Source organism: Psychroserpens mesophilus (assembly GCF_000826645.1).
In the GTDB taxonomy this organism is placed as follows: Bacteria; Bacteroidota; Bacteroidia; order Flavobacteriales; family Flavobacteriaceae; genus Psychroserpens; species Psychroserpens mesophilus.
Genome location: NZ_JXJP01000030.1, coordinates 70283 through 83637 on the forward strand (window position 1 = coordinate 70283; position 13355 = coordinate 83637).

The window sequence follows — 13355 nt, forward strand, 5'->3', positions numbered from 1 at the left end:
ATTAAGAAATAAGTTGACAGATACAACGACGAACTAAAATGAATTATGCGTGTTTTGGAGGTTGGAGGAGTCCTTTTTTGTGTAAACTTGATATAGAAGATTGGTAATGAAAACGGTTGTCTTTGAGTTCAAGTAATTCAACCGATTCAATTTCTAAGAAGCATTTATGCAACACAAAAGCTGTGATGGTTACGATATGGTCATGGCATTGAAAAGGTAATTGCTCATGATCTTTTTGTTCTTCCTGATGATTTTTACTGTGATCTTCTTTAAGTTCACCATAATGCTTTGAAATAAACACAAAAAAATTGTCACCATATTCAGCTTTGTGATATTGAGCATGCTCAATTAGGTCATCTATTTGAACGATGTCGTCATAGTCTACTCTTAAACTTTGAGTAAGAATAAGAGTTGATAACAATATGGCTATTAATTTACTCATCATAACAAAGTTATGAAAAAAATCTATGAAATAGATAAAAAGCAATTTTACTAAGTTTTGAGTAATTTCACATTTTAATTTAAATACTCTCCTCAGGAATCGCTTTTTTTCTTTTTAAAGATTCTACTCATTTCAGATCAGACCGAAAACTTTCCGTTTCAAGCTTTAGATGTTTTTGTTTTAGAATGGCTTCAGATCGACAAATTTCCTCTAATGCATCTCAAGGGTTCACAAAAAAAAACTTAGTAATTTAGTGAGTAAGGTTGCACCTACCTAGGCTTGACTTAAAAAGTTTAATTAGTGCTTTGTTGTCTGAATTAATGCTTTGACAGCAAATAGTAGAATAATTTCAATTCCAATTATAAAAATAACATTTAAAAATGAAGTCTTAAGAAGGATTTCAGGAATATTGCGTTGATTATAAAAACAAGTACAACAAACAAACCTCCTTTTAGATCTGATAGGAATGAGGTTTTATTCGATTTGAAATCAAAATAAAACGCGATTAAAATTAAGATAAATGACATAAAGGATTAGTGACAGCCACAACCATCGTCTCCTCCACAAGCCTTAGTTGAAACTTTTCTAGGTTTCCAAATGAACTTACGAACCAAAAACACTATGGCGATACTCAAAGCAGAAAATACAAGTATGTTTTGAATTAAATTGTTCATATTATTTTAAGACTTGAAAAGCGATTAAAGCAACAATATAAGCAAATCCACTCATGATTACAAGTTGTAAGGTTGGCCACTTCCAGCTATTGGTTTCGCGTTTTACAATAGCTAAAGTACTCATACATTGCATTGCGAAGGCATAAAATAAAAGAAGTGAAATTCCACTGGCAAAATTAAACAATGGTCCACCTAAAATTGGATTTACCTCTCCAGCCATTCGATTTTTGATGGTTTCCTCTTCATCATTTCCTACACTATAAATAGTAGCTAAGGTTCCAACGAAGACTTCTCTTGCAGCAAACGAACTTACTATGGCTATTCCAATTTTCCAATCATAACCCAAAGGTCGAATTGCAGGTTCAATAGCATGGCCAGCGATTCCAATAAAAGAATGTTCGAGTTTATGAGAAGCTATTTTTTGTTGTAATTCTTCAGAAGATAAATTTTCAGAAGCATAAGCTGTTGTAACAATACTTTCTGCGTTATTAAAGTCATCGCCTGGACCATAAGAGGCTAAAAACCACAAGACAATTGAAATTGCTAAAATAATTTTTCCGGCACCAAAAACGAAAGACTTTGTTTTTTCAATCACTGTTAGCACCACATTTTTAAATAATGGTAATTTATAGTTTGGCATTTCAACTACAAAAAAGGTTTTACTCTTAATTTTAAGTATTTTGTTTAATAACCAAGCTGAAAAAATAGCAGTTCCAAATCCAATCAAATATAAAAGCATCAAGGTGAGCGCCTGATAGTCTAAACCAATAAATTTTCCTTCAGGTATAACTAAAGAAATAATAATGAGATACACAGGAAGTCTTGCAGAGCAGGTCGTAAATGGCGTTACTAAAATAGTAATCAAACGCTCTTTCCAGCTTTCAATATTTCGAGTTGCCATAATAGCTGGTATGGCACATGCAGTTCCTGAAATTAAAGGGACGACACTTTTTCCACTTAAACCAAAACGTCTCATAATGCGATCCATTAAGAAAACGACACGACTCATGTAACCACTTTCCTCTAAAACACTAATGAATAAGAATAGGAAAGCGATTTGAGGTATAAATATTACAATACCACCCAAACCAGGAATAATTCCTTCAGCAATCAAATTCGTAAATGCACCTTGTGGCAAACTATTTTTTGTCCATTCACTTAAGAAAGCAAACGCTGTGTCTATAAGGTCCATTGGAACACTCGACCAAACATAAATAGCTTGAAAAATGGTTAGTAAAATAATAAAGAAAATCAGGTATCCCCAAACCTTATGGGTTAAAATTCTATCGAGTTGAATTCGTAAATCTTTTGCCGATTTCAAATCGATTGTATGTCCTTTTTTAAGCGTACTGTTAATAAATTGATAACGTTTTATGGTTTCCTTTTGCTGTAATCGTTTTAAGTCCGCTTTACTTTTCGTTTTAAAACTATTAATGGCATCGACTTCGTTTCGATCTGTTTTTCCGAAGTTAACGTCCTGTGTAATGACTAGCCAAAGTTTGTATAGTAATTGATTAGGAAACGCTTTTCGAAGATTATCAAAATAATTGGGATCAATTTCAGAAGCATTTACACAAGGCTTTACTGAAAGCTCTTTATAATTTATAATCAGTTCTTTAAGTTCATCAATTCCTTTGTTTTTTCTAGTACTGATAAGCGCAATTTTAGTTTGCAACTCTTTTTCTAAAAGTGGAATATCTAACTGAATGCCTTTGTATTTCATTCGATCAGACATATTAATTGCCAGAATCGTTGGTATCTCTAAATCTTTTATTTGGGTAAAAAGAAGCAGATTACGTTTTAAATTTTCAACATCACTAACAACAACGGCTACATCTGGAAAATCTTTATCATTTTTATTGAGTAATAATTCAATTACAACATTTTCATCTAAAGAAGACGCATTTAAGCTGTAGGTTCCAGGGAGATCAATGATATGAGCCTTTACACCTCTGGGCAATTTACAAACACCTTCTTTTTTTTCGACAGTAATGCCAGGATAATTCCCAACTTTTTGATTTAAACCAGTTAAGGCATTGAAAACAGATGTTTTTCCTGTATTCGGATTTCCAATAAGCGCAACATTAATTTGTTTAGCCATTAGTAATATCGATTAAAATGTGAATAGCAGTTTCTTTTCTGATGGCTAAATGCGTTCCATTAATATTTAAATACATCGGATCTGCAAAAGGCGCAACTTGTACAAGTTCCACTAAATTACCAGGCAAACAACCCATTTCTAATAGTTTAAGAGGAATGTGAATTGAGGAAACATCAGTAATGATGGCTTGTTGACCTCGTTTTATATCTGCTAATGTTACCTGCAAGCTTATTTAGATTGATTTTAAAGAAGCAAAAATAAGTCAAAAAATCGTTGTGAAGAAATTGTTAGGATAAAACTATTCATATTCCTTTTTTAGTCGCCTAATATCTTGAAGTAATGAATCAACAGAAGTTGGACTAACGCCATTATAAATACCTCTTATTTGTTTGTCTTTATCAATAAGGGCAAAATTTTCGGTATGCACCATGCCATAATCTTCAGAATCATCATCTTTTACTACTAAATATGATTTTCTTGCCAAATCATAAATTTGTTTACGGTCGCCAGTAACCAGATTCCATTTACTATCGTCAACACCTTTTTCAATGGCATAGCGTTTCAATTGTGCCACAGAATCTACTTCAGGTGTTACAGAATGTGATAGTAACATCACGTCATCATCATTTTTGATTTCTTCTTGAATGCGATGCATTTGATCGGTCATTATCGGACAAATCGTTTGGCATGTGGTAAAAAAGAAGTCAGCCACATAAATTTTATCTTCATAGGTATCCTGTGTGATAGTATCTCCATTTTGATTAAGCAATTTGAAATCGGCTATGGTATGGTATTTCTTTTTGTGCTGAATGGTGCTATCAACAAGTGAGGCATCTATTCTATTTGGTTGATAAATAGGTAATGGGTTTTCATTGTCTAATGCTGAATAGATGAGATAAATAATAATACCAGACACAAAAGCTAGGACTATAAAGAAGAACTTAAGTTGTTTAAAATATCTTAACATAACAGATTTTTAAGGCTTTAACGATAGAAGTACCAGAAGTTTTGAATGCAAAAATACGATAGATTTGCAACAAATTCAGTACTTTTAGCATGCTATATTGCTAAAAGAAAGAAAATTTTAACACTTATGAAACTACCAATACTAACCCTTTTTTGTCTTTTATCACTTCATGTTTTTTCTCAGGATTTCAATGAAACTCTTGAAGATGTCCGAATTGCTGAAGCAAAATCAGCTTTGAGTCAAATGATGCATCGTGCCAATTTAAACACTGGTAATTATGATTTAAAATACCATAGATTAGAATTGGATATAGATCCTTCTGTTGCGTTTATTTCAGGAGACATCACCACTTACTTCGAAGCTAAAGAAAATATGAGTGAGATTACTTTTGATTTGGCTAGTAATATGGTGGTTTCTCAAGTAGAACAAAGAGGAACTATTTTAACCTTTACTCAAAATTCGAATGATGAATTGGTTGTTACTTTACCTCTCATACAGAACACAGGTGTTTTAGATTCGTTAACAATCAGTTACTCCGGAAATCCGGTTAGTTCTGGTTTTGGTTCGTTTGTTCAGGAAACGCATAATGGTGACCCAACAGTTTGGACATTATCAGAACCTTATGGCGCAAAAGCCTGGTGGCCATGTAAACAAGACTTAATAGATAAAATTGATTCTATTGATGTATTTATTACATCACCACAATTTAATCCAACAAACGAAGAATATATTGCTGTTTCTAATGGCTTGGAACAAAGTCAGGTTATTAATGGAAATGAAAAGACGACACATTTTAAGCATCGTTATCCTATTCCAGCGTATTTAATTGCGATTTCAGTGACAAATTACGAGGTGTATTCGCATACCGTTTCAAATAATGGAAATCCTTTTGAAATTGTGAATTATGTGTATTCAGAAAGTTTAGCAAACGCACAAGCCAGTACTCCTGTAACTGTTGATATCATGGACTTATTTATTAATCTATTTGAAGCGTATCCTTTTGAAGATGAAAAATATGGGCATGCCGAATTTGGTTTTGGAGGAGGAATGGAACATACAACCGTATCGTTTATGGGAAGTTATAACCGAAATTTAATCGCACATGAATTAGCGCATCAATGGTTTGGTAATAAAATCACTTGTGGCAGCTGGAAAGATATTTGGTTAAACGAAGGTTTTGCGACCTATTTATCTGGTCTGGTTTTTGAAAATTTAGATGGTAATGCTAATTTCAGAACTTGGAAACAACAACGTATTGGTTCAATTACGTCTCAACTGGATGGAGCTGTCTATTTAAGTGATATTGATACCACTAGTGTGAGTCGTATTTTTAGTAGCCGTTTAAGTTATAATAAGGGTTCGATGGTGTTGCACATGCTTCGGAAAAAGTTAGGCGATCCTGTTTTTTTTCAGGCTCTCCAAGATTATTTAAGCACGCCAGAACATGCATATGATTATGCTAAAACGGAAGATTTTATTGCAATTGTTGAAACGACTTCAGGTGAAGATTTAACCGAATTTTTTAGTGATTGGCTGTACAATCAAGGCTATCCCAGTTACACTGTAAACTGGAATCAGCCTTCAGCTACTGAAATTACAATTCAGCTTTCACAAACTCAAAGTCATCCTTCGGTTTCATTCTTTGAAGCTCCAGTTCCAATACGTTTATTAGGAACCTTAGGCGAACAGCAAGATTTGGTGTTAGATCATACCACTAACATGCAGCAGTTTACTGAAACGATAGCTTTTGAAGTTCAGGATGTCATTTTCAATCCTGAGTTTGATCTCATTTCAGCAAACAATCAAGTGTTAAGTGTAGCTACTTTTGAACTTGAAGATGAACTGAAAGTGTTTCCTAATCCGTCCTCAACACGTATAACAATTCAAAAACCTGAAGCTTTGCAAGTACATTCAATCGCAATTTATAACACGATTGGTCAATTGTTGTATCGTTCAAATTGGATTCAGAATATAGATGTATCATCGTTATCAAGTGGCTTACTTTTTATACAATTTGATACCAATGCAGGCTTTATAAATAAAAGCCTGTTAAAAAATTAGGCTTAACTCTAAATATTGTTTTCTAAATGCAAGCAAAACACTACTTTTGTGTCTTGTAAAATTTTGACTAGAGATACATGGAGTTTGTAATACGGATATCACAATTTTTATTAAGCCTTTCCCTTCTAATCGTACTTCACGAATTAGGACACTTTATACCTGCTAAATTATTTAAAACTAAAGTAGAGAAGTTCTACTTATTTTTTGACATCAAGTTTTCTCTGTTTAAGAAAAAAATCGGAGATACTGTTTATGGTATTGGATGGTTGCCCTTAGGCGGTTATGTGAAAATTGCTGGAATGATTGATGAAAGCATGGATAAAGACCAAATGGCTCAACCACCTCAACCATGGGAATTTCGTTCTAAGCCAGCTTGGCAACGATTAATTATTATGCTTGGAGGCGTAACGGTTAACTTTATTTTAGCCTATGTCATTTATGTCTTTCTAGCCTTCACTTATGGAGATAAAACCACTAGAATTGAAAGCTTAAAAGATGGATACTGGATTGAAAATGAATTCCTTCAGGATTTAGGTTTCAAAACAGGAGATAAAATATTAGCTGTAAACGACATCAAAGTTGTCAATGATTATGATGTACGCTCAAATATTATAGGAGCTGAAAAAATTACAGTTAAGAGAGACGGACAGGAACAAGTTATTGACTTACCAGAAGACTTTCTCGGTCAGTTCACCTCTGCAAAAAGTAAAGAGCTATTTGAACGTCGAATTCCGTTTATGATTGGAGCCGTAGCTGATACATCGGTAAATAAATCGGTTGATATCAAGCCAGAAGACATTATTACTTCAATAGATGGTAAACCATTGCGATATTTTGATCAATTAGATTCGCTAATGGCAAATTATAAGAATCAAACATTAAAGGTAGAATTGCTAAGAGGTAATGATACAATTTCTAGAGAACTTAAAGTTGATGAAAATGGGAAATTTGGTATTCAGGCTGCTTATGATAATGATCGTTTTGCAGAATTAGGTTATTACGATATTGCCATCCAGACCTATACATTTACTGAAAGTTTTGGTGCAGGTGCTTCAGATTTTGTGGAGACGCTCAACAAATATGGAGCACAATTGAAGGCTATTTTTAATCCGAGTACAGGAGCGTATAAAGGTGTTGGAGGGTTTAAGGCAATTTATAGTATTTTCCCTAGTGTCTGGAGTTGGGAAGCCTTCTGGGTTCTTACAGCATTTCTTTCAATAATGTTAGGCGTGTTAAATTTATTGCCTATACCAGCATTAGATGGAGGTCATGTGATGTTTTTACTCTATGAAATGATTTCAGGTAGAGCGCCAAGTGAGAAGTTTTTAGAACGTGCACAGCTTGTAGGATTCATTATTTTAATCACTTTGGTTTTATTTGCCAATATTAATGATTGGATATAAAAAAAAATAGAATTAATTTTTGTTTTTTTTGTTTGTGAAACTTAAAAAATAATATATATTTGCGCTCGCAAAAGCGATAAACACTCCTCCTTAGCTCAGTTGGTTAGAGCATCTGACTGTTAATCAGAGGGTCCTTGGTTCGAGCCCAAGAGGAGGAGCAAAAATTAACCCAATACGAAAGTGTTGGGTTTTTTTGTGAATTAAATCTAATAATTTACAGAAAGAGGAAACCTATAAAACTAAGTGTAGGAACAAAAGACAATTAATTCCGTGGTTATATTTAGAGTTATTAATAGCCCTCAGGAGTAAAGTCTTTAACTGATTCTATATTTTCAATGACAGTATTTAACTTTTGCATAAGACCTAAAGCTTGTTTCGATTCTTGACGATCCATTTCAAATTTTGTCAAACAACTCGGACAATCTTGGCTTTGAGAATATAGTAAACTTTTTAAAGTTACTTCGATAAAAAAATCGCAGTTTGGGCAATTAAATCCAGATATTTTTTCTTCTTGTTTCATGAGTTTGATTTTTTAATTTTCTTTAATTTTTTCGGGTTAATACTGTAATATACAGCTATTTTAGATGCTTTAGGTGTGTTAAAATAGATAAAACCATTATGTATTATTGTATTTAAAACTTTCATTTTATGTGTTGAAAATTTAAATTTAACTTTTCCATCTTCATTTGTTAAAGCTTTTGCTTGTCCGAGACTAGCATTCCCTACTTGACTTCCAAAATTATTTATAACTTTTATAGGTTTAGAAAATGAATCATGTAAATCTGAATCAGTATCTGAAACGACATTAGCAACTACAAGGCCATTTTTAACTGGTTTCTTGTTTTTTGTAAATGTAACTTCGATGGAGATATTTTTATGTTTTGGATCTAATGAAAATTCAACTTTATCTTCAACAGTACTTAAAGCATAAATATCTTCATTGGTTCCATTTGTTGCGTCTTTAAAGAGGTTTATCATCTGTAAAATGCCTGAAGGTAAATCTGTAGATTCTACTTCAATAGAAGCCTGCATGTTGGTAGAAAATTCGTTACTATACGGACTTTCGTTATTTGATTCTCTGTTTTTTTTGTACCCTTTTCCATCTTCAGTAGGACCAAGTAAGACAAGAGTTTCAGGCTTTGAACTGCTTTTGGTAACTTCATTTAATATATTAATGCCTATATCAAATTTGGCCTTTGAGATGTTTAAAAAAGGCATAGTCACTAATGACAAAACAGGAATATTGACTACCATTTTTTGCTCTATACCAGCATTATTATATTTATAACTAAAAGTCAACATTTTTGGCTTTCCTAATTTATTAGGATCGTTTGGGTCTTTTTCATCCTCAAAGCCAAATGTTTTGATAAAGTTGAAAGCCGCTTTAGAAGCATCGATATTAGCATTGATAACAGCATCTACTGGAATTTGAATGATACGGCCTAATGTAAAAACATCAGAAATACCGAAGTTGTCATTGTTAGGGTTACTCATTTTTTCAATCGTATCAAAATCATTTTCCATCACTTCTTATTTTAAAGTTAGAATCCTTGTTTTCAGATTTGAATCATTTTCATGATCGTAATAAGCACTTTCAAAATTTCGCATTTCAACATGTACATTAATACTGCAAACAATGTCTTCAGTAACGCTATTAAGTTGATTGAGATCAAAAACAGCTTTGAAATCGGTTAACGGGATGTCCTGTTCCTTTTCTGAATTAAATAAAATTTGATTGATTTTTTCTTCCAAATTCAGGTATGATAAGCTTCGTGTTGGCAGTTTACTTGGTCCTCCCCAAAATGATTTTTTATTTACAGCATTTTCAAATGCCAGTTCAATTTCTTTTGCCAAGAGTGAAGCAATGGTTTTATCAGTGTTATCTTTTTCAGAAATTTCACTTTTAAATGTGCTTAAATCAATTGTTGGCAACTGTTTTAAATACTTCTTTTTTCTTTCTTCAATTATTACTCCTTCATTAACTAGTTGAGTTAAATAGACTATCCAAGACTCTTCAATTAACACATTTATTTTAGATAAGGTGTCATCGGTTAAGATGACACCTATGTCTTTTAGTGCAAATTTTAACTTGAAATCAAATGCTTTAATACTTGAATTAGGTACAGGAAAAAATTCTAAGTTAGGGACCTTTGGTCCTTTAGACTTGTAGTTTTCTGCAAGCAGAGCAGATTTTTCGTTAGACGTATTTTGTGCCTCTAACAATTCTAGTAAAATATATTCTACCAGCTTTTCTAAGACGGAATTATCAGCCATTTGATTATAATTTTAAGAAACAGTTATTGGAATTTGTAACGGTGTTGAACCTTCAGTACTTATTTTTAGATTATAAGTACCTTTTACAATTGGTGTTTGTAATTCAACTTTGAAATCTGATGCACCACTAACAGAAGTCTTATTTTCAGAATCCTTTTTAAAGGCTGTTGTAGCCAGGTTTTTACTGCTGTCGTAGATTTCATAATCTACATCAATATCAGGAGAAACTGGGTTTCCTTCATTGTCTTTTATAGAAACACCAACTGTTTTAGTTAGACTAGTACTTGTTAATGTAAAGCCTGATTTTTCTGGACTGGATAAAATTATGCTGCCAGTTTTTTCACTAGGAATTAAAATAGTGTAAGGTACTTTGGTGATTTCTTCTTTAAAAGAGGCTTCTCCTTTGACATCAGAAATAGGTATTGATGAAATCACAGTTATTGAACCTTGTTGGTCTTCATTTAATTTTTCCTTCAAAACAAGTTGAAAGACGACACTACCTGATTCGTCAGTAACTGCCTCAACTTTGTCTGTATTATTTGCTAAATACTCATAAGTCTTAATTTCATTAAAGCGTCTCACGAATGGCTTTACTATTCTAGGACTAATAAGATGTTTAGGATTAGGATTTGAGTTGTCTCTACTGTTTTTACTGTAAGCGCTTGTGCTTAAGTACTTTCTAGCAGCAAGGACATTCTCAATTGTGTATCCTTTCATGACAGTTACTTTGTCTTTGTCAAAAGGTGTGTCTTCTAAGTTTAGCACAACCGTTGTTCCAGCAGCCAAATAGCCTTGAGCATCTTTCAGAACAATTTCAAGTGTTGTTTTATCAGTTCCATCCATATTAATGTTTTTTGGTCTTGATACAACCATTTCATCTGGACCAACAGAGGTATTACTGCCTTGTAAAATGCTTAAAACAGTTTGTAATCCAGCTGGCATATCACTTTGACCACCTTCAACTCTAACATTCATAGTGTATTCTACAGAATATTTTGATTCTTGAGAAGCTTTAGAATGTTGTTTACTTGAGTAATTGGCTTTTGCTTTTACTTTAATAGAAAAAGGGCCAATACCTAAGGATGCTTCAGCTTCTGCGTCAACTCCTAATTCGGTATCACTTGAAGTTTCTTCGGTTGAAGAGGAAGATGCCGAAATATTTGCGATAAAATCAATTACAAAGTTTGATACTTCTATATTTGGCACTGTTAATATAACTAAAAGAGGAACGGTTAATGTTGCTACTTTTCCACCGCTATTGTATTGAAAAGTGACATTAACTGGTTTTTTTTCACCAGTATCAGGATCTGTTGTTAAACCTACTTCATTAATAAATTCATAAGTTGTTTTTGCTGCCAAAGCTTGAGCTTTGATAATTGCATCCATTGGTCCTCCAATGAGAGAACTAAAATCTAATGCATCTAAGGCATTGGTTGCAACTGTTGAAGGCGTGGTATCTATTGCCATTTTGTAAATTATTTAATTGGTTAATAATAAATTTTAGAATTAATGTTGAGATTCTTACAGTGTCACTGATTTAATACACCGTTATAATATCAATCTTTTGATATCGAGATAGGTAGCTTGCTTTTGGCGTAATGGTATAACTCCTCAAATTTTGAATCGAAAAGAGGACTCCAAACAAAGCCAGGTTTCTTTTTATGACCAAATGAATTTAGACCAATGGCATAATTACCACCTTTTTTATCTGAATCATTCAAATCACCTATCCATGCTCCTCCACTACAACCTTGTGTCATTGGATTATTAGACATTTCAATTAAGCCCTTTTTTGTTGAAGCAATATCTCCTTTAACTTCTTTCATATATTCAGCATGACCATAATTACTTGGATAGCCGATTGAGGTCCATCTCGAATACGGATTGTAGGTTTTCCAACCGAAATAACCCGTTTTACTTTTAGCTTTAGTAATTAAAAAACTGTAGTCAAGATGATAAGGTTTCTTGTTTTTATTATTTGCCCAACCTTGTTTTGTCGTTTTACCTACGATTACAAATTTTTGAGTACAACCATTTGCATAACCTGGGCAAAATAACATGTTTTGATACCAGTCCCCAGTTATATGATCTCTTACGCAATGAGCTGCTGTTAATACAATTTGATCATTGCCACAAAACTCTGCACTTCCCATGTAATTTCGACCATCTGGTTTAGTGAAAAATAATTTGCCAGCATTGCAAAAGGGTTGTTTTGAAACATCTGCATCTTTAGGTGTAATATTAAAAGTGTCGTAGTTGAGTTTTTTACCTTCAACAGACTCTATATCAGTAGTCGATTTTTTTTTAGTCTTAAATTGTTCTAAATCGCTATCTGAAATTTCAAGAATAGGATGAGGTATAGCATTTCTCATCCTTTCTTCGGTCCAATAATTTTCAATGGCCGTTAATTCAGCTTCATCTATATTAAGTAAATCGTTTTTTTCTTCCATGGTTGTTGATTTTGATTAGAATGTGTGTAAATAATTTTATGTATTTCCAATCAATTTGGCAGATAATAAGACGAATTGAAAAAGAGATGTGTGAATCGTTTAAGTTATTTAGTGAATAGACTAATAACCTGAGTCTAACTATTATTTTGCTTTCTTGTGTCAATTAAAACAACAGTTCGTTAAAATTTAACTAACTTAGACTGTGATAAATAAAAACATATAACCATGAACCAACCAACAAATCCTTTGTATAGAGAAATAAAATTCGAATTCGATTTCGAATGCTTGAAAGAAGCTATAGATAATACAGATATCGGTGAAGGATCGTATTTAAATCCGATACAATTAGATCCTTTTGTGATAAATGATTTAAAGAACTTTTTTGAAATTGAGGAAGGGAGTGGCTTTATGGTTTATATGGACTTTAAAGACACGAATTATCAACCTAAATGTCATTTTTTAAAACTTCAGAACAGAAATAAAAATCAAGACCACATCATGACCAGAGAAGATTGGGAGAAGTGTTTTGATATTAAAGATGATCCAAATGTAGCATATGTGCCAGATGGGAGTTTGTTTTTAATGCCTACATCAAATGATGGTTTACAAGGCTTCGAAATTCTTACTAAAGAAAGTGACCCTTCAACCACTGCGAAGAATACTTATATTTCATATACTATAGTGCTATCTCTTTCAATTGATGATCACACCTATTTTTTTAGAATTGATCCTTTTGTAAGGCTTACTTCAAAAGACAGGACCTAATTCTTTTGATAAAAAAGAGTGTATGCAACCATGAATAAATTATTATGAAACGCAAGAATGAATTTTTTCTAGATTTTTAAGCTCTAACAATTCGAAATATAGTAATAGTTTATACGATTATCTGAGATACCACCACATTTGCTTTAGACCCTCTTGAGGAAATTAAATCAATCATGGAGAAGTTAGATATTAAGATAGATACCAACCAAAATGCTTAA

The 13355-nt window shown here is 32.7% G+C and carries 13 protein-coding genes and 1 tRNA gene; 4 read left to right on the forward strand and 10 right to left on the reverse strand.

Features of this window, described 5'->3' with window-relative positions:
- Nucleotides 1-43: 43 nt before the first annotated feature.
- The 5 genes from TD18_RS15605 to TD18_RS15620 form a co-directional block, all read right to left on the reverse strand.
- Nucleotides 44-445, reverse strand: a complete 402-nt coding sequence (locus TD18_RS15605) for a hypothetical protein (RefSeq protein WP_241480687.1) — start codon at nucleotides 443-445, stop codon at nucleotides 44-46.
- 530 nt (nucleotides 446-975) lie between these two features.
- The gene (locus TD18_RS17135; RefSeq protein WP_152611400.1) at nucleotides 976-1116 is read right to left on the reverse strand and encodes a FeoB-associated Cys-rich membrane protein; all 141 of its coding nucleotides are present in this window, start codon (nucleotides 1114-1116) and stop codon (nucleotides 976-978) included.
- Between the two features lies 1 nt (nucleotide 1117).
- Nucleotides 1118-3217 carry a ferrous iron transport protein B gene (gene feoB, locus TD18_RS15610; RefSeq protein ID WP_040254489.1) on the reverse strand — a complete coding sequence of 700 codons (2100 nt, stop codon included), beginning with the start codon at nucleotides 3215-3217 and terminating at the stop codon, nucleotides 1118-1120.
- Nucleotides 3210-3443, reverse strand: a complete 234-nt coding sequence (locus TD18_RS15615) for a FeoA family protein (protein WP_040254491.1) — start codon at nucleotides 3441-3443, stop codon at nucleotides 3210-3212. Before TD18_RS15615 ends, feoB begins: the two co-directional genes overlap by 8 nt.
- Before the next feature lie 72 nt (nucleotides 3444-3515).
- Nucleotides 3516-4184, reverse strand: coding sequence for an SCO family protein (locus TD18_RS15620; protein WP_040254493.1), 669 nt, complete (start codon nucleotides 4182-4184; stop codon nucleotides 3516-3518).
- Nucleotides 4185-4310: 126 nt separating this feature from the next.
- On the opposite strand from TD18_RS15620, the gene TD18_RS15625 reads away from it, so the two are divergent.
- From TD18_RS15625 to TD18_RS15635, 3 genes are all read left to right on the forward strand, one after another.
- Nucleotides 4311-6245 (forward strand): M1 family aminopeptidase, encoded by a 1935-nt coding sequence (locus tag TD18_RS15625; protein WP_040254544.1) that lies wholly within the window; start codon nucleotides 4311-4313, stop codon nucleotides 6243-6245.
- A gap of 77 nt (nucleotides 6246-6322) precedes the next feature.
- Nucleotides 6323-7648, forward strand: a complete 1326-nt coding sequence (gene rseP, locus TD18_RS15630; protein ID WP_040254495.1) for an RIP metalloprotease RseP — start codon at nucleotides 6323-6325, stop codon at nucleotides 7646-7648.
- A gap of 84 nt (nucleotides 7649-7732) precedes the next feature.
- A tRNA-Asn gene (locus TD18_RS15635) sits at nucleotides 7733-7806 on the forward strand.
- A 131-nt stretch (nucleotides 7807-7937) separates the two neighbouring features.
- Here TD18_RS15635 and TD18_RS15640 read toward each other — a convergent pair.
- The 5 genes from TD18_RS15640 to TD18_RS15660 all read right to left on the reverse strand — a co-directional run bounded on the left by TD18_RS15640 (nucleotide 7938) and on the right by TD18_RS15660 (nucleotide 12372).
- Nucleotides 7938-8168, reverse strand: coding sequence for a hypothetical protein (locus TD18_RS15640; protein WP_040254497.1), 231 nt, complete (start codon nucleotides 8166-8168; stop codon nucleotides 7938-7940).
- The gene (locus tag TD18_RS15645) at nucleotides 8165-9172 is read right to left on the reverse strand and encodes a DUF2589 domain-containing protein (RefSeq protein ID WP_040254499.1); all 1008 of its coding nucleotides are present in this window, start codon (nucleotides 9170-9172) and stop codon (nucleotides 8165-8167) included. Before TD18_RS15645 ends, TD18_RS15640 begins: the two co-directional genes overlap by 4 nt.
- A gap of 6 nt (nucleotides 9173-9178) precedes the next feature.
- On the reverse strand, nucleotides 9179-9922 hold the full coding sequence (locus TD18_RS15650; protein WP_040254501.1) for a hypothetical protein: 744 nt from the start codon (nucleotides 9920-9922) through the stop codon (nucleotides 9179-9181).
- Between the two features lie 12 nt (nucleotides 9923-9934).
- The gene (locus TD18_RS16870; RefSeq protein ID WP_052461221.1) at nucleotides 9935-11389 is read right to left on the reverse strand and encodes a DUF2589 domain-containing protein; all 1455 of its coding nucleotides are present in this window, start codon (nucleotides 11387-11389) and stop codon (nucleotides 9935-9937) included.
- A gap of 89 nt (nucleotides 11390-11478) precedes the next feature.
- Entirely contained in the window at nucleotides 11479-12372 is an 894-nt protein-coding gene (locus TD18_RS15660) for a trypsin-like serine peptidase (protein ID WP_040254503.1), read from the reverse strand.
- 225 nt (nucleotides 12373-12597) lie between these two features.
- Between TD18_RS15660 and TD18_RS15665 the strand changes: the two genes are divergently transcribed.
- Complete coding sequence (locus tag TD18_RS15665; RefSeq protein WP_040254504.1) at nucleotides 12598-13137, forward strand: hypothetical protein; 540 nt, start codon at nucleotides 12598-12600, stop codon at nucleotides 13135-13137.
- The last annotated feature ends 218 nt before the right edge of the window (nucleotides 13138-13355 follow it).